The sequence below is a fragment of the Collinsella aerofaciens genome (assembly GCF_019131995.1).
Taxonomy (GTDB): Bacteria; Actinomycetota; Coriobacteriia; order Coriobacteriales; family Coriobacteriaceae; genus Collinsella; species Collinsella aerofaciens_S.
The window spans coordinates 58,122-76,504 of record NZ_JAHONA010000006.1 but is presented as its reverse complement, the minus strand read 5'-3'; the positions used below and the strand labels follow the sequence as shown (position 1 = coordinate 76,504).

At 61.9% G+C, this 18,383-nt stretch carries 10 protein-coding genes; 5 read left to right on the top strand and 5 right to left on the bottom strand.

Going from position 1 to position 18,383, the window contains the following annotated elements; genetic code table 11:
- The first annotated feature begins 250 nt into the window (after positions 1-250).
- From gltB to KSY82_RS03195, 5 genes are all read left to right on the top strand, one after another.
- Complete coding sequence (gltB, locus tag KSY82_RS03215; RefSeq protein WP_217750256.1) at positions 251-4,948, top strand: glutamate synthase large subunit; 4,698 nt, start codon at positions 251-253, stop codon at positions 4,946-4,948.
- A 5-nt stretch (positions 4,949-4,953) separates the two neighbouring features.
- The gene (locus KSY82_RS03210; RefSeq protein ID WP_055285688.1) at positions 4,954-6,435 is read left to right on the top strand and encodes a glutamate synthase subunit beta; all 1,482 of its coding nucleotides are present in this window, start codon (positions 4,954-4,956) and stop codon (positions 6,433-6,435) included.
- Between the two features lie 415 nt (positions 6,436-6,850).
- A complete protein-coding gene (locus tag KSY82_RS03205) occupies positions 6,851-7,558 on the top strand; it encodes a hypothetical protein (RefSeq protein WP_217750255.1) in 708 nt (235 codons plus the stop codon).
- 354 nt (positions 7,559-7,912) lie between these two features.
- Positions 7,913-8,989, top strand: a complete 1,077-nt coding sequence (locus KSY82_RS03200; RefSeq protein ID WP_217750254.1) for a hypothetical protein — start codon at positions 7,913-7,915, stop codon at positions 8,987-8,989.
- Positions 8,990-9,284: 295 nt separating this feature from the next.
- Entirely contained in the window at positions 9,285-10,655 is a 1,371-nt protein-coding gene (locus KSY82_RS03195) for an amidohydrolase family protein (protein ID WP_217750253.1), read from the top strand.
- A gap of 93 nt (positions 10,656-10,748) precedes the next feature.
- Here the strand turns inward: KSY82_RS03195 and KSY82_RS03190 are convergent, their stop codons facing one another.
- The 5 genes from KSY82_RS03190 to KSY82_RS03170 form a co-directional block, all read right to left on the bottom strand.
- Positions 10,749-11,222: a hypothetical protein gene (locus KSY82_RS03190; protein ID WP_217750252.1), complete on the bottom strand. Its 474-nt coding sequence runs from the start codon at positions 11,220-11,222 to the stop codon at positions 10,749-10,751.
- A 112-nt stretch (positions 11,223-11,334) separates the two neighbouring features.
- The gene (locus KSY82_RS03185; protein WP_229077164.1) at positions 11,335-11,604 is read right to left on the bottom strand and encodes a metal-sensing transcriptional repressor; all 270 of its coding nucleotides are present in this window, start codon (positions 11,602-11,604) and stop codon (positions 11,335-11,337) included.
- A gap of 138 nt (positions 11,605-11,742) precedes the next feature.
- Complete coding sequence (locus tag KSY82_RS03180; protein ID WP_055251893.1) at positions 11,743-11,964, bottom strand: heavy-metal-associated domain-containing protein; 222 nt, start codon at positions 11,962-11,964, stop codon at positions 11,743-11,745.
- 147 nt (positions 11,965-12,111) lie between these two features.
- Positions 12,112-14,451 carry a heavy metal translocating P-type ATPase gene (locus tag KSY82_RS03175; RefSeq protein WP_217750251.1) on the bottom strand — a complete coding sequence of 780 codons (2,340 nt, stop codon included), beginning with the start codon at positions 14,449-14,451 and terminating at the stop codon, positions 12,112-12,114.
- Between the two features lie 500 nt (positions 14,452-14,951).
- Positions 14,952-18,287: a CAP domain-containing protein gene (locus tag KSY82_RS03170; protein ID WP_217750250.1), complete on the bottom strand. Its 3,336-nt coding sequence runs from the start codon at positions 18,285-18,287 to the stop codon at positions 14,952-14,954.
- Positions 18,288-18,383 lie beyond the last annotated feature (96 nt).

Sequence of the window (18,383 nt, the reverse complement as noted above, 5' to 3'; positions counted from 1 at the left end):
TTGCTGAAATGTCTTGATCTGTAACAACTAGGGATGGAAATTGGGTCTTACTGTTACGGATTGAGATGTTTGAAGCGGTGAGCTTACAGGCCGAACTTGGGGCCTATGTTGTCGCCCTTGAGGTCGGCGGTGTCCACTCGTAGGGCGTGCGTTACGCGATTGTTTCGAAACGGGCGGGAAACACAACGGGCCGGCGATGCACCTAGTATGCCTAGTCAACTGACTGTCTAATAGCTAGGGGAGGATCGCGATGCAGGCAGATTTCGCTCAGCAGCAGGGCCTTTATCGCCCCGAATTCGACCACGATGCATGTGGCATCGGCGCGCTTGCCGATATCAACGGCGAGCGCCATCACCAGATTCTGGACGACGCACTGTCCATTCTGGTCAACTTGGAGCACCGCGGCGGTACGGGACTCGAGAAGAACACCGGCGGCGGCGCCGGCATCCTGTTCCAGGTTCCGCATCACTTTTTCCGTAAAGAGGCCCAAAAGTGCGGCCAGATTCTGCCGGCAGAGGGCGACTATGGCGTGGCCATGCTGTTCTTCCCGCAGGACGACAAGGGCGTAGAGGATGCCCGCCGCGTGTTTGAGGAGGGCTGCGCCGAAGCCGGCGTGCCGCTGCTCTTCTGGCGCGAGGTGCCGGTCGACCCGCACGACCTGGGCGAGACGGCCCGCGCCTGCATGCCTACTATCCTGCAGGCTTTCCTGGGCCGTCCGGACGACACGCCCGCCGGCGATGCCTTTGAGCGTCGCCTGTACGTGTGCCGCCGCACCATCGAAAAGAAGGCCGACGCTGAGTTCGCCCTGCGCGACAAGATCTTCTATGTGTGCTCCATGAGCTCGCGCACCATCGTGTACAAGGGCATGCTTGTGGCCACGCAGATGCGCCGTTTCTTCATCGACCTCAACGACGCCGCCGTCAAAACGGCCGTGGCGCTCGTCCACTCGCGCTACTCCACCAACACCACGCCCAGCTGGGAGCGCGCACATCCCAACCGCTTTATCATCCACAACGGCGAGATCAATACCCTCAAGGGCAACGTCAACTGGATTCGCGCCCGCGAACCCAACCTGTACAGCCCCGTGCTGCAGCACGATCTTGAGCGCGTGATGCCCATCATCAACCGCGAGGGCTCCGACTCCGCGATTCTGGACAATGTGCTTGAGTTTTTGGTCATGAACGGTCGTCCGCTCACGCGTGCCGCATCCATGCTGCTGCCCGAGCCGTGGGACCACAACGACAGCCTGAGTGAGGAGTGCCGCGCCTACGACGCTTACCAGTCCATGCTCATGGAGCCGTGGGATGGCCCGGCGGCCATCGCCTTTACCGACGGTCGCACGCTGGGTGCCGCCCTCGACCGTAACGGCCTGCGTCCCGCCCGCTACTATGTGACGCGCGACGGTCGCTTTATGCTGGCGAGCGAGGTGGGCACCATCGAGGTGAGCCCCGAGAACATCCTGACGAGCGGCTGCCTAGGACCGGGCCAGATGCTCGAGGTCGACTTTGCCCGCGGGCGCGTCATCTACAACGATGAGCTGCGTGCCCGTTACGCCAAGGAAAAGCCCTATCGCGACTGGATCGCCGAAGAGACACTGACCGTCGACGCGCTCGACAAGCCCGTCGCGCCCACGCCCGCCGAGGATACCGAGGTGCCCGCCGCCGTGCGCATGGCCAAGCTCGGGTATCACTGGGAGGATGTTGACGAAGTCGTGCGTCCCATGGCCCAGCAGGGCAAGGCGCCGCTCGCCTCGATGGGTATCGATGCGCCGCTGGCCTGCCTGTCCAAGAAGACGCGCTCGTTCTTCGACTACTTCTATCAGCTGTTTGCCCAGGTCACGAACCCGCCGATCGACGCCCTGCGCGAGCATATGGTCACCTCGACCACGCTCTACCTGGGCAACCACGGCAACCTGCTCGAGGACTCCCGTACGGCCTGCCAGCTGGTGCGTCTGGAGCGTCCGCTGCTGAGCGAGGAGGAGTTCGAGCGTATTTGCGCGATTGACCGTGTTGGCTTTAAGACCCGCCGGTTCCGTGCCGTGTACCGCCGCGACGCGGGTGAGGGCGCGCTGCAGGCTGCGCTCAAGCAGCTTGCCGAAGACGTCGAGGCTGCGGTTCGCGATGGCGTGAACATCGTGGTGCTGAGCGACCGTGCCGCTGCGGGCGAGGTACCCGTGCCGTCGCTGCTCGCCGTGGGCTGCGTGCACAACCACCTGATCCGTGCCGGTGTGCGCACCTTTGCCGATATCGTGGTGGAGTGCGGCGATGCCGTGTCTCCGCACGACTTTGCGGCGCTGGTGGGCTACTCCGCAAGCGGCATCTACCCGTACAACGCGCATGCGTGCATCCGCAATCTGGCGGCACGCGGCGACCTGGACGTGACGGCCGAGCAGGGCATCGCCAATTACAACAAGGCCGCGACGGCGGGCATCGTCTCCATCATGTCCAAGATGGGCATCTCCACGGTGCAGAGCTACCACTCCGCGCAACTCTTTGAGGCCGTTGGCTTTACGCCGGAGTTCGTCAACGCGTACTTCGCCGGCACGGTGAGCCGTGTGGGCGGTATGGGTGTCGAGGACGTTGAGCGCGAGCAAAACGAGCGTTACGACGCCGCGCTCGCTATCCTTAAGAGCCCGGCTCCCGATCAACTGCCCACGTTGGGCCTGACCAAGTGGCGCCCGCTCGGCGGCGAGGATCACCTCATCGATCCGCAGACTGTCTACTTGCTGCAGACTGCCTGCCGCGAGGACAGCTACGACACCTTTAAGGAGTACAGCGCTCGCCTGCACCGCACCGGCCGTGCCGTGCGCCTGCGCGACCTGCTCGACTTTGACGGCAGCGGCCGCACGCCGGTTTCGCTCGACGAGGTGGAGCCCGCGCTCAACATCGTCCGCCGCTTTAACACCGGCGCCATGTCGTACGGTTCCATTAGCAAAGAGGCACACGAGTGCATGGCCATCGCCATGAACCGCCTGCATGGCCGTTCCAACTCCGGCGAGGGCGGCGAGGACCCGCGCCGCGAGACCCCGCTGGCTAACGGTGACTCCAAGAACTCCGCGATCAAGCAGGTGGCAAGTGCGCGATTTGGCGTGACGAGCCGCTACCTGTGCAGCGCCTTCGAGATTCAGATCAAGATGGCCCAGGGCGCCAAGCCCGGCGAGGGCGGTCACCTGCCCGGCAAGAAGGTCTACCCCTGGATTGCCGAGGTCCGTCAGTCCACGCCCGGCATCGGCCTGATCTCGCCTCCGCCGCACCACGACATCTACTCCATCGAGGACCTGGCAGAGCTGATCTTTGACCTTAAGAACGCCAACCCCGGCGCGCGCGTGTCGGTCAAGCTGGTCAGCGAGGCCGGCGTCGGCACCATCGCCACTGGTGTTGCCAAGGGCGCTGCCGACAAGATTTTGATCAGCGGCCACAACGGCGGCTCGGGTGCCGCTGCTCGCGATTCCATTTGGCACGCCGGTCTGCCGCTGGAGCTCGGTCTTGCCGAGGCCCAGCAGACGCTGCTGCAAAACGGCCTGCGCTCGCGCGTGGTGCTCGAGGCCGACGGCAAGCTCATGGACGGCACCGATGTTGCCGTCGCCTGCCTGCTGGGTGCCGAGGAGTTTGGCTTTGCGACCATGCCGCTCATCTCGATGGGCTGCCTCATGCAGCGCGACTGCCAGCAGGATACCTGCCCCGCCGGCATCGCTACGCAAAACTGCCGCCTGCGTCGCGGCTTCCGCGGCAAGCCCGAGCACGTTGAGCACTTTATGCTCTTTGTTGCCGAGCAACTGCGCGAGGTCATGGCGAGCCTGGGCTTCCGCACCGTCGACGAGATGGTCGGCCATCCCGAGTGCCTGCGCCAGATCGAGGTCCCGGGCAACCGCAAGGCCAACCTGCTCGATCTGTCGCCCGTGCTGGCAAGCGCGACCTGTGAGTTTGGTGCCCACATCCCGGGCGCCGACGGCCGTCACTTCCTGCCCCAGATGGCTGCGGACAGCGAGCTCGATAAGACGCTCGACTCCACGTTGTTTGTGCCCTATACGGCCGATGCCCGTGCGCACCTGCGTCCGATTCGCTTTCGCGCCGATATCGCCAACGTCAACCGCTGCGTGGGCACCATCTTGGGCAACGCGGTGACCAAGGCGCATCCCGAGGGCCTGCCCGCCGGCTCCATCACCATCGATTGCGATGGTTCGGCCGGTCAGAGCTTTGGCGCCTTCCTGCCGCGCGGCATTACGCTCAACGTGTGCGGCGACGCCAACGACTACTTTGGCAAGGGCCTTTCGGGCGGCGAGGTGTCGGTGCGCCCCAACCCGCATGCGACCTACAAGTTCGACGAGAACATCATCGTGGGCAACGTTGCGTTCTTTGGCGCTACGAGCGGCCGCGGCTTCATTAACGGCCTGGCAGGCCAGCGCTTTGGCGTACGCAACTCCGGTGCCACGGTGGTGGTCGAGGGCTGCGGCAACCATGGCTGCGAGTACATGACGGGTGGTCTGGCGCTCATCCTGGGCGAGGTCGGGCAGAACTTCGCCGCCGGCATGACGGGTGGCGTGGCCTATGTCTTTGACCAGTACGGCACGCTCGATGCCCGTGTGAACCACGAGAGCGTTGAGCTTAAAGCCCCGACGTCCGGCGAGCTGGCGCAGATTCGCGAGCTCATCCAGGAGCACGTGGACGCGACGCAGAGCCCGCGCGGTATTAAGCTGCTCTACAGCTTTGAGACGATGAGCAAGCACTTTGTGAAGGTCATTCCAACCGAGTACGAGCGCGTGCTGGCGATTGTCGCCGCCGCCGAGGCCGTGGGCAAGACGCATGCGCAGGCCGAGGAGCTGGCGTTTGACATTGTGACCGGCCGCGCGAGTGCCGCGGATGTCGCTCGCTTTGATGTGGCGGGTGGTGTCGCTGGCGCTGCGCCCGCCACCGCCAGCTCTGTTGCTTCGACCAAGAAGGAGGCGTAAGTGCCATGGGTAAGCCCGGTGCTTTTCTTGATATCGATCGCGTGACCCATGAGCTGCGCCCCGTGGAGGAGCGCAGCCGCGATTTCGATCCGCTGTACGTGGAGCTCGACGACGACGCGCGCCGTGCCCAGGCGAGTCGCTGCATGATGTGCGGTGTGGCGTTTTGTCAGATGGGCGCGAGCTTTGGCAAGGCACGTCCGAGCGGCTGTCCGCTGCACAACCTGATTCCCGAGTGGAACGAGCTGGTGTACCGCGGCCGTTGGGACGAGGCTGCCGAGCGCCTGTCACTCACCTCGCCCATGCCCGAGTTCACGAGTCGCGTGTGCCCGGCGCTGTGCGAGGCCGCATGCAACCTGGGCTCGGTCGATGGCCAGCCCACGACGATCCATGACAACGAGCGCGCGATTAGCGACCATGAGTGGGCAAATGGCGGTCCGCACCGCTTTGAGCCGGCAGGGGAGGGTGCGCCCACGGTTGCCGTGGTGGGCTCCGGTCCCGCTGGTCTGGTGGCAGCATGGGAGCTTGCGCGTCGTGGCGCCCGCGTGACGGTGTTTGAGCGCGACGACCGCCCGGGCGGTCTGCTCATGTACGGCATTCCCAACATGAAGCTCGAGAAGTCCGTGGTCGAGCGTCGCGTGGCGCTCATGCGCGAGCTGGGCATTGTGTTCGAGCTGGGTGCTGACGTTACGAACCCTGCGGTGGCGGCCAAGCTCAATGGCTTTGACGCCGTCGTGGTGGCTGCCGGTGCTCGCGCCCCGCGTGGGCTGGCTGCTGAGAATATTGACGCACCCGGCGTGGTGTATGCCGTGGACTACCTGACGGCCTCGACCGTCTCGGTGCTCGATGGCGGCGAGCCTGTCGTCGATGCACACGGCCTGGACGTCGTGGTCATTGGCGGCGGCGATACCGGTAACGACTGCGTGGGCACCGCGGTACGTCAGGGTGCGCGCAGCGTGCGCCAGTTTGAGTTCTTGCCGGCGGCGCCTGATGCGCGCGCGGCGAGCAACCCCTGGCCGCAGTGGCCAAACGTTAAGAAGACCGACTACGGCCAGCAGGAGGCCATCGCTGTCATGGGCGGCGAGATGCGCGCTTGGGGCGTGGATACGCTCGAGGTGCTGCTGGACAAGAAGGGCGCGGCCGCGGGCCTGCGCGTGGTCGATCTGGATTGGTCGGCTGGCAAGCCCGAGCGCATCGCGGGCTCCGAGCACGAGGTGCCGGCCCAGCTGGTGCTCATCGCCTGCGGCTTTACGGGCCCAGAGCACGGTGTGTTCGACGCCGTTGGCGTGCCCGTTGCCACTGCTGGTCGTCCGCTGCCTGTGATGGCCGCCGAGGGCTCGCATCTTGCGGCGCGTGTTGGCGGCGTCGCTGTGGATGCCGCGCCGGTGTATGTTGCCGGTGACGCTCGTAACGGCAGCTCGCTCGTGGTGAACGCTATGGCCGACGCCCTGGCCTGCGCTGCCGAAGTCGCCGACGCGCTGGAGCTGTAAGGCGGCTGTCCACAGCTGAATCGTCAAGGGCTGTCCCCGAATGCCGGCCCAAAAGGAACGTCCCCAAGTGCCGGCAGCTGGGGACGTTCCTTATGTGCCGGCATTCGGGGACACTCCTTGCGAGTTCGCAGGCGACTTTGTCATTTGCCGACGTGCAAGTGTTCATTCGTCGACGTTTGCGACTGTGCTACTCTGCTCTTTCTGTGGTGGTAGCGGGCGTTTGCCTCAAATGAGTGAACTGACTGTCTATATCTACCTGCGGTTTCTTTGCGGTGCGCTCATTCGGTCAAGTGTCCCGTCAAGTGTTTGGTCAGCATCTGGTTTGCAGCCGGAGGCCTATTTTGCCCGCGCTGGTCGTGGCTGCCCACCCTCCTCGTAAGCTCAAATTGAGGTTCATCAGTTTGAGGAGGATGCCGTGACTGACCACGTTTTAGACCGAGCGCAGCTGGCTGAAGCCGTCGGCAACGATATTGCCGACATGGCCCATTTTTGGATGCTGCGGAAGTTCCAGTTTTTGGAGCCGGCACGCGAACAGTTCGAGATCATTGTCGACCCGTGGCTCAGCTATTGCACCGAGCCTTCGCAAAACGAAATCATGGCCTACAACATGGCATTTACCGATTGGCTGCTCTTCGAGCGCCCCTATCGCCATGGCAAGACGCTGCTCGAGCTGTATGTTGAAGAGCCGCCGACATCGCTTTCGCCTGCCTCGCTCAAGCGGCTCGAGCAGGTACGCGACACGCAGTATTTCTCGCGCTTTGGCATTTTGGACAAGGATCCTGCGAACGGCATGGTTGCGCTGAAGGATACGCGTGCCGACCGTCGCTTTGATGTCTACGACCCGCATATCGTGCAAAAGGAGCATTGGAGCGACGGCGCGATCGCGGTGCGCCTCGCCTGCATCGACGATGTCTGGCTGACGGCGGGACAGCTCTATCTGTATGACATCGCGCGCCTGAGTGACACGGCGGTCGATGGACCGGGTGCGGTGCATCCCGAGGATCTGCAGGACGGCTTTGACACCTCGTGCGTCAGCTTCTTTTTGCGCCTGGTCCGCGACATCATGGGCGCCCAGGGGCGCTACGTGAAGTCGCTCAACATCTACGAACAGGAATGGGAGTAAGGGATGGGCTGTCGCAGCGCCGCCGCGTGTCTATTTGTCTCGATCTGTAACGTTTAGGGACAAAAAACCGGTCTACCTGTTACAGATTGAGACGAACGCTTGGGCGCCGCTGGTTTGTCTAAATCTGTAACGTTTGGGGGGCTGGAGAACGTCTAACTGTTACAGATCGAGACGTTTGGCACCTGGTTGGGGGAATGTCTCAATCTGTAACATCTACAGGCCAAAACTCGACCTACCTGTTACAAATCGAGACAAAGGTTGGACGCGGTGTCGAAAGATCTCGATCTGTAACATCTAGCGGCCAAAAATCGGTCTTCCTGTTACAGATCAAGACATTTGTCAGCGGAGGCAACGGTGACGATGGTCCATTTGTCTGACGTGGTGGTGATGAAAGTGTCTAATACCGTTCTCAAACACAAACATGCGACTCGCAACACGTTGGCGCGGAATAGGATGCTCGCGCGGCTCACGGAGACGGCCAAGCAAGGTGCGCTGCTCGCAACGCATGACAATACCGAGCTCATGTGGCTGCGACGCCATGTTGGAACCGACGATATCGCGGAGCCCGAGCCGTACCTGTTCTGTTTTCAGCATGATTGGGATGCATTGACGCCGGCGGAGCGAGCGCTGAGGACTATCAGAGGGCTTGCGGAATTTCATCCCGATTGGGCGTTTTGGGGATATGACGCCGCACTGATATGGGGTCTGGAGGTGCCGAACGATCTGCTTGGGCCGCGTTTTCTTGTTAAGACGGGTTGTTCGGTGACGTTGAGCAGCGGGTGCAGGTTGTTGCGTCCACAGATGGCGGGCGCGCTCGAGCGTGTTGATGGCGTGCGGGTGACGTCGTTTTGGCGCACGGTGGAGGAATGCTTGCTGCGTGCGCCGTTCTCCTACGGGTTGGCGATTGCCGATTCTGCACTGCGGGCGAAAGGCGTATCACGTGGGGATTTGTGCGAGCGCCTCCGCGCCGATTGCGAGGGCAGGCGAGGGTATCGCAGGGCACAGGTGATCGCGTCGTATGCGGACGGGCTGTCCGAAAACGGCGGCGAGTCTCGGTTCCGAGCGTTCTTTATTGCGTACGGCTTTCCGGTTCCGGAGCTGCAGGTGGAGTTTCGCGACCCGCTCGATCCGAGCCAGGTGTTTCGCGTCGACTATTTTTGGCGGTTCGAGGACGGAACGTGCGTGATTGGCGAGCTCGACGGAAAGGGGAAGTATGCCTTGCAGAACGGCGAGGGCTGGGAGTCGGTCGACCCATTCGTGGCAGAACGTCAACGGGAGTCCCATCTGACAATGCTCGGGCACAAGGTGCTTCGGTTTACGTTTGATGAGCTCAAGAATCCGGGGAAGCTGGTTGAGAAGATGAGGTTGGCGGGTATTCCGCGACGGCCCGATTTGGCTGAGGAGTGGAGACGTCAGTGGTATGGGCGCTGAGAGGTTTTGTCTCAATCTGTAACGTTTAGAGGTTATTTGAGCTCGTAACTGTTACAGATCGAGACAAACCGGTGAAGCGTCGACCGAATGTCTTGATCTGTAACAGCAAGGGGCCCAACAACCCTGTATCTGTTACAGATCGAGACACTTCCCTGGTGTCGCTGGGGTGGGACTGCAGCGTATTCCGTCCCCCACATCCCCTCTTCCCTCCGTTAACCGATATGTCTGTGGCAATCGGGCTACACTGGATAATAATGGACAGATGTTCAAGTTTTCTGAGGGGGAGGAGCTCGATATGGCGTCTGCCGATCGTTCCACGTTGTTTATCAATGCGACCGTCCTGGATGGTTCGGAGGATATGGAGCCGCAACCCGATATGGCCGTGACTGTTGAGCGCGGTGTCATCACGTGGATGGGGCCGAGTGCTGTGGCGCAGGCGCCTGCGGGTGCCGAGGTTATCGACCTGGCGGGTGCGTATCTCATGCCCGGTCTCATCAATATGCATGTGCATCTGTGCGGTTCGGGCAAGCCTGTCTCGGCCGGCGATGCGGGCGCGCTGATGAAGAAGCTCGATAATCCCGTGGGGCGCGCCATCGTGCGCCATATTCTTAAGGGCAGCGCCCAACAACAACTGGCAAGCGGCGTGACCACGGTGCGCGGCGCGGGCGACCCACTGTTTGCCGACATCGCCGTTCGTAATGCCATCGACGCCGGCAAGTATCAAGGTCCTCGCCTGGTGGCGCCGGGAACGGGCGTCACGGTGCCGGGCGGCCATGGTGCGGGCTTGTTCGCCCAGGTGGCCAACAGTCCCGCCGAGGCAGCCGAACAGGTGCGCGACCTGTACGCGCGTGGTGCCGACGTCATTAAGCTGTTCGTGACGGGCGGCGTGTTCGATGCGACCGAGGTGGGCGAGCCGGGCGTGCTGCGTATGCCGGTGGAGGTTGCCGCGGCGGCATGCAAGGCGGCGCACGATATGGGCCTTCCGGTTATGGCCCATGTCGAGAGTACCGAGGGTGTGAAGGCCGCACTTGAGGCCGGCGTTGACACGATTGAGCACGGCGCTCCGCTGACGCCCGAGATCCTGGAGCTGTACCGTGGCGCCGCGGGCACGCAGCTCGAGGGGCGTGCGCCCAGCGTTACCTGCACTATCAGCCCGGCGCTGCCGTTTGTATTGCTCGACCCGGAAAAGACCCATTCGACCGATACGCAAAAGAAGAACGGCGACATCGTGTGCTCGGGCATCATTGAGAGCGCCCGTGCCGCACTGGAAGCTGGCGTTAAGGTGGGCCTTGGCACGGACTCGAGCTGCCCGTTCGTGACGCAGTACGACATGTGGCGTGAGGTGGCCTATTTTGCCAAGTATGTCGGCGTGAGTAACGCCTTCGCGCTGCATACGGCCACGCAGGTCAATGCCGAGCTGCTGGGGCTGGGCGGCGAGACCGGCACAATCGAGTGCGACAAGGCCGCCGATATCCTGGTGACACGCAAGAACCCGCTCGATGACCTGTGCGCACTGCGTGAGCCGACGCACGTGATGTGTCGCGGCGATCTGGTGCGCAAGCTCAAGGTGAAGCGCATTCCCGAGGTGGACGCCGAGCTCGACGCGATTATGGCCATGCCTGCCGAAGCGCTTGCCGAGGAGCTCGCCCGCGATGGCGTAGCATAGGTGTGACAAAGGGACGGTCCCTTTGTCATAATCAAAAAAAGCCGAGGTCTCAACACGAGGCCTCGGCTTTTATTTTGTCCCATGGTATGGCGGCTAGGAGCGCGTCTCCATCTTGGCGTGGCACTTGGGGCAGGTGACGCGAATCTTGCCCTTGCCCTTGGGAACGGAGAGCATCTGGCCGCAGTTGGGGCACTTGAGGTATGCCGTGGTTTTGCGACCCTTCCACATCTTCTTGGCCGTGCGCTTGGCGCGCTCAAAGTCTTCCTTGCTGGTGCCGGCCGCGCGCGAGGTGCTGGCCGCTGCAGTTCTACCGCCCAAGCTGGCGACGAACTTGCCCAGGCCGGGGACGTTCGCGGTCGCGGCGACAAAGGCCTCGTTCTCCTTGCGACGTGCGTCGACGTTTTTGGACAGGCCGCGCAGCACGCCAATCACGATAACGGCGATGGCGATCCAGCTGAGCCACTGGATGCGGGCTATCGATCCGACCATCGCGATGACGATGCCGGCAAAACCCATCACGATGGTGAGTTCATCGGCACCATTGCGACCCTTCATAAAGTCATTCATGCAAATTGCCTTTCGTTCGATATGCTGCACGCCTTTATACCCGATTTAGAGCAAGGGGGACAGGTTAATCTGCACCAATGTGGTGCAAACATACCTGTCCCCAATGCCCCAATTACTTGGAGAGCTTGTCGACGACGCGTTCGATCTCGGCGAGCTTGGCGGCTTTGAGATCTTCGTCGCCCGATTCGATTGCCGAAGTCACGCAGCCCTCGATATGCGCCTTGAGCACGTCGGCGTTGATGCGCGCAATGAGCGCCTGCGTTGCCATGAGCTGCGTGGAAATATCGACGCAGTAGCGGTCCTCATCGACCATCCGCAAGATGCCGTCGATCTGGCCGCGTGCCGTCTTGAGCATGCGGGTCACCGATTTGTGGTCTGCCATCATGGCGGGTCCTCGTTTCTGGTCAATCTTCCGGATGCCCCCGTCAGTTGCGGTGAAATACGGACTGTTCAAAGGTCTAGGGCGGCCCAACAGTCCGTATTTCACCGCAACTTCTGAGGATTGAGTAGGCAGCGCCTGCTACGCGGCGGTTACGGACAGGGCATGGAATTTCTCGCCGGCGCCCTCGACGGCGGCGGCGAGCTGCTCGGCGGTCACGGTGTCGGCGCACTCCACCTGGACAGTCTGGGTCTCGTGATCGGCGTCGGCATCGGTCACGCCGGCAACGTTGAGCAGCGCCGTCTCGACGGTGGCGTCGCAGTGGCCGCACATAAGGCCGGAAGTCTTAATTGTGAAACGCATGGATATTCCTCTCTGTTGTGTCGGCTTTCCCAGGCACCCGACCTTGACCTTCAAGCCGTCGCTCGCGTATCAAAGTACGCGTCGCTCCTCTTTCAGGTCAATCTCGGGCATCTGGAAAACCCGTTCTAAATGGACTGAATGGTGAGCCTATTTTGCCACTTTCGGCTTAAAGGTTCGCAGGCGCAGCGCATTGGACACGACGCAGACACTCGACAGGCTCATGGCCGCGGCGCCGAACATCGGCGAGAGCTGCCAACTCGTGAGAGGGAAGAACACGCCCGCGGCAAGCGGAATGCCGATGCCGTTGTAGAACAGCGCCCAGAACAAGTCCTGCTTGATGTTGCGGATCGTGGCGCGCGACAGCTCGATGGCGCGGGCGACGTCCATGAGGTCGCTGCGCATGAGCACCACATCTGCCCCCTCCTTGGCGATGTCGGCGCCGGTGCCGATCGCAAGGCCCACGTCGGCGCGCGCCAGGGCGGGGGAGTCGTTGATGCCGTCGCCCACCATGGCGACCTTGCTGCCCGCATCCTGCAGCTCGCGCACGTGGCGTTCCTTGTCGGCGGGGAGGACGTCGGCGATGACCTGCTCGCTGCTCAACCCCACGCGGCGGGCGATGGCCTCGGCCGTCACGCGGTTGTCGCCGGTGAGCATGCACACGTCGACGCCAAGCGAGCGCAGTGCGGCGATGGCCCCGGCGCTCGTCTCCTTGACCTCGTCCGCCACGGCGATGGTACCGACAAGCTCGCTGTTCTTGGCAAAGAACAGCGGCGTCTTGCCCTCGGCCGCGAACTGTTCGGCAAGGCCGGCGGGAACCTTCACGCCCAGCTCGTCCATCAGACGCACGTTGCCGGCGGCGATGACATTCTGCCCCTCGCGTGCCGTAACGCCTCGCCCGGGCACGGCGGTAAAGTCCTCGACCATGCGTGCGACGATTCCGCGCGCCTCGCACTCGGCCATAATCGCCTCGGCCAGCGGGTGCTCGCTTGAGCGCTCCAGCGCAGCGGCCAGCTTGAGCAATGCCTTTTCGCTCATGGCGGGCGAGCCGTCAGCGCGCGTGGCTACCGTGATATCGGTCACAGCCGGCTTGCCGCGGGTGACGGTGCCCGTCTTGTCGAGCACCACGGTGCCCACGCTGCGTAGGTTCTCCAGCGCCTCGGCGCTCTTAAACAGAATGCCCATTTCGGCGCCCTTGCCGGTGCCGACCATAATGGCGACGGGCGTGGCCAGGCCCAGCGCGCACGGACAGCTGATCACCAGCACGGCCACGGCGGAGGTGAGCGCCTCGTTTATGCTGCCGGTCAGTGCCATCCACACCGCAAAGGTCACGGCCGAGATCGCAAACACCACGGGCACGAACACGCCGGCGACTTTGTCGGCCATGCGGGCGATAGGCGCCTTGGTGGCGTTGGCGTCCTCGACGAGCTGGATAATCTTGGCGAGCGACGTGTCGGCGCCCACGCGTGTGGCACGGAAGGTAAACGAGCCGGTACGGTTGACAGTGGCGGCGTTGACGGTGTCGCCGGCGGTCTTTTCCACGGGGATGGACTCGCCGGTGAGCGCGCTCTCGTCCACGGCCGAAGCGCCCTCGAGTACGACGCCGTCGACAGGGATGGACTCGCCGGGGCGCACGCGCAGCACCTGGCCGGGAAGGATGGCGTCGACGTCCACAGCGGTCTCGGTGCCGTCGTCGGCCACGATGGTCGCGGTCTTGGGCGCCAGGTCGATGAGCGCCTCGATGGCGCCGCCGGTCTTGGACTTGCTGCGCGTCTCGAGGTATTTGCCCACGGTGACCAGCGACAGGATCGTGCCGGCGCTCTCAAAATACAGATTGTCCATGCCCGTTATCATGGCCTCGTGTACCTGACCTGTGGCCAGCTGGTCGGCCATGATAAACATGGCGTAGAGCGACCAGGCAATGGACGCGGTGGCGCCGACGGCGATGAGGGCGTCCATGGTGGGCGCGCCGTGCGCGAGCGATTTAAACCCATTGATAAAGTACGCGTCGTTGACATAGACGATGGGGATGAGCAGGACGAGCTCGGTGAGCGTGAGCGTCATGCTGTGGGTGTGGTCGGTGAAGACGCCGGGCAGTGGCCAACCGAGCATGTGCCCCATGCCTATGTAGAACAGCGGGATGAGGAAGATGATCGAGATGATGAGGCGGGTACGCATGGCAGAGGCGGCGGCCTCCAGCTTTTTGGTGGGCGACTCCATATGGGTGACGCCAGACCTGGCCTGCGAGCTGCCGCTTGAGGCGGCGTCGGTGCCCGCGCTGATGGGCGAGGCCGAGTAGCCAGCGCGATCGACAGCGGTGCAGATATCGTCGGGGGAGACCTGCGCAGGGTCGTAGTCCACCAGCATAGAGCCGGCGAGCAGATTGACCGCGACGCTTTGGACGCCGTCGAGCTTGCTCACGGCACGGTCCACGTGCGCTTGGCACGCGGCGCACGTCATACCGCCCACGTCAAACTTATCCTGAGCCATGGCTTCTCCTTTCTGTAATTTGGTGTTGGAATTGTTAACCTGCTGATACTATACACCCATACCCCCTGGGGGTATACAGTGGAGATTGAAATGTATGCCATTCTGTTATTGGCCGAGGTGATAGCCAGGTCGGCGGACCGTAGCCGGTCTAATGTCTCAATCTGTAACAACTAGACCCGTTTTTGTCGAGTAACTGTTACAGATCTAGATATTACATCGAGCCACAACTTAACGTCTCAATCTGTAACATCTGGGGACTGTTTTGCCTGCTAGATGTTACAGATCGAGACAAACCATTCGAGGGTAACCCGAACATCTCAATCTGTAACAGTAAGACCGATATTTGGGTCCTAGTTGTTGCAGATCGAGACAATCTCGGAGCAGATGCCCTGGCCGTTCAATGTAAAACGCCGGGGCGCCCGCGTGATGGGTGCCCCGGCGTATGCTGAGCAGGGTTTGCGAAGCGGTGGAAGGGAAGAGAAGCCGTCCTCCCGAAATCCTTACTCCTGACGACGTTTCTTGTCGGTTAGGAAGACGCCGGCGGCTACAAGCACGACGCCTCCGATGACAAACGTCTCACCGGCGAGCGCAGCATTGTCGCCTGTGATGGGAAGTGCCGAGTTGGCGGCCGTCTTGGCGTTGCCAGCAGACGGCTTTCCAGCAACCGGCTTAGCGGCAGCCTGCGTGATCTTGGCCTGCTCGGCCTTCGATGCCTCTTGCTCCTGGCGGGCGATCTCGTCCTTCAGGGCTTGCTCGGCGGCTACGCGTTTTGCCTTCGCCTCGTTGTAGGCATTGAGCGCCGCGGTGTAGGCGGGCGTCGCAGCATCAAGGTCTGCCTGAGCGGCATCAAGTGCGGCCTTTGCGTTATGTTCTGCCTGCTTGGCGGCGACGCACTTGGCAAAGAGGGCATTGAGCGTATCGTTCGCGTTTGCATCGGAGCCGGTTGCGATGCCGTTTTCGACATTGACGGACTTGAGCTTTCCGAGAGCGGCGGCAGCGGCGTCCGGTGCGGCCTGAGAATTCTCGACCGCCTGCTCGGCATTCGCTACGGCATCATTCGTCGCACTAAGAGCAGTTTCGGCCGCAGTCACTGCTGCGTCGGCGTCCTTCTTGGCTGCCTCGGCCGTGGCGAGATTATCGGCCGCGTTGTTCAACGCATCGGCATGTGCCTGCTTTGAAGCAAAGTCGTTTTCCGCCGTGGTCAGATCGCTCGCGGCGTGCTCCGCGGTCGCTGCCTTGGCCTCGACGCCGTCCTTGGCGATAGTGAGGGCCTGCTTCTTGGCAGCCGCGTCGCGCTCCGCCTTTTCAAGAGCGCTCTGGGCAGACGTCTGAGCCGCCGTGGCTTCATCGAGCGTTTGATGGGCCTTGTCAGCCTTCTCCTGGGCCGCAGCAACATCGGCAGAATACTTGGCAAGTTCCTTCCTTGCATCTTGCAGAGCCTGCTGCTTTAAGAGAGCCTCTGCCTTGGCGTCATCAACCTTCTTCTGACTCTGAGCGGCTTGCTCTTGCGATGCCTTAAGCTCGGCGCGCTTCTGGTTGACGACCTGCTCTGCGGGCGCCACGTTGCTTTGGGCGGCTTTAACCTGGTCTTCGGCTTCGGCAACTTTTCCGTTTGCCTTGGCGAGATTCTGCTCTGCTTGAGCGACCTCGGCAGCGGCACCTGCCACGTTGCCATTTTCGGTGGCAAGGTTGCTGTTCGCGGTATCAACGCCTTCTCGCTTTTGAGCGACGAGGGTCTCTGCTGCCTTTACGGCATCGGCTTTCGATGCCGCTGTGCTGCGCTTTTGCTCAAGGTTCGCTTTTGCAGCGGCAAGGTTTTCGCTGGCCTTGGAGAGACTCAGCTGATACTGATCAAAGAGACTCTCGAGTTCATCGATTGAATATTCTTTCTCGTACGAACCGTAGTTGTCGTCAACCTCCAAGATGTAGGTATATGAGAGATGAGTTCCTCGAGAATTAATGCCGTATCCCATGGTTTTGGCGTCAGGCTGTACGATATTCAAATAGTGGCCGACGGTGCCAAAGCCTACCTTTTGCTCTCCGAATTCGGTGCCGTGGCTCCAGAAAGTATCCCAAGCATCTTTGGGGGCAATTTCGCCAAGGCCGGCTTTCGCTGCGGCCTGGTCAAATATATTCTTTTCCTCATCAACCCACTGGTGTGCGACATTTCTTTTCAAGTCATAGTTCCATGCGGCATTTTCGAATCGCGCATAGTCTGAATGGTCTAGCATGGCGTCTGAGTAATTGGAGTTCGACTGAGCAATTGCCATCTGCTCGGCCGTCACCTTAAGCTCGCTAAGGCCGACGCTTTTGCGATATTCATTAATCTCGCGCAGCTTGCCAAACGAAAGCTTGGCGTTGTCGAGTGACGTGCCGTCCTTTTTATCGCCGATGGTCGTTGGGTTTAAGTCGCTCTGCTTATAGATGATGTCTGCAGCATCGTTGGCACCGATGAATTGGTAAAAGCCGATGACGCTCTGCGCCTCCGCCGTCGTAGCCTTATCGGCTGCCGCCTTGCACGTATCGTATGCTTTCTGTGCATCGACAACGGCTTGATCGGCGGCCGCCTGGTTTGTCTTGGCAGTTTCGAGCGCCTTGTCTGCTTGCTCCTTCTCGGCTTTTGCCTGGTCGACTTGTTTCTGAGCGGCCTTTGCCTTCTCCAGCTCGGCAGCATGCACCTGCTTTGCCGAGGTCAACTCCGATTGCGCCGCATCGGCTTTCGCCTGGGCTGCCGTTACATCATTTTCGGCTGCTGCGACTGTCTGCTTCTTGGCTTCGAGCTCGCTTTCGGCACCGGTGAGGGCGTCCCGCTTGGATGCAACGTCACTATTTGCCTGAGAAAGACCTGCTTCGGCAGCCGCCTGCTGCTGCTTCGCCTGATCGAGTGCGCTTTGGGCGGCATCGACCTTTGCCTGAGCGGCGTCATACTCCGGGCCCTCGGCGCCTGCCTTTGCGGCTGCCAAATCGGCTTGCGCGCTGTCATACGCTGCCTGTGCCGCGACTACCTTACCATCCGCGGCGGTCTTTGCCTGTTGAGCGGAAGCCAGCGTGCCTGACGCCTCGTTGTAAGCGCTCTGCGCGGCGCTCCGAGCCTGCTGGGCATCGGCGAGTGCGGAGTCGGCAGCGGTTTTTGCGGCCTTTGCCTGGTCAAGAACCTTCTGGGCATCTGCGGCAGACTGCTCGGCGGCCTTGATTTCCTCCGGCGTTGCGTTGGCGGCTGCCTTCTGGGCTTCCTCAAGCTTGGCCCGTGCGTCGGCTGCCGCCTGCTTTGCGGAGTCGAGTGCCTTCGTCTTGCTTTCGGCATCGGCCTTGGCCGTGTCGAGCTTGCTCTGGGCATCCTTTAACGTGGCGCTGGCGCTGTTGGCCGCCTTGACGCTTTCATCGAGTTGACGGGCGTATTCGGCACGCGCGGCGGCTTCTGCCTGCGAATTGTTGGAGACGGAAGCGTCGTAGGCAGTCTGGGCGTTGTCGCGGACCGTCTGCTTTTCGGTATAGGGGGCAACCGCCGTGTCGTAGTCGGACTTGGCTTCTGCCTCGGCAGCCTTTGCGGCGTCGATTGCGGCCTGCAAGTCGGCAATTTTCTGGGCGTTCGTCTTTACTGCGGAGCCTGCCGCCTCGCCGGCGTGGGCGGCGAGCGGGGACATGATTGCGTCCTGTGCCGTGGTGTCGCTCAGATCGTTGGCAAATGCCGAGAACGGGGCGAGCAACGACGAGCCGGTCATTGCGATGGTGGTGGCTGCGGTGACGGCGAGTCGCGCGGTCTTGTGACCCGCGAATGCGCGATGGGGCTCGGCGCCGCCTGAGACTTCCAAGTGTTTAGGTGCGTACTTTGCCATTTCTTCTCCCAATCGTTGAAGGGGTACCTATGACAATTCGTACGTTACGACCGCCGAAAGGGTTTCTGTTGCGCAACATTGGCAAGAAAATATCGA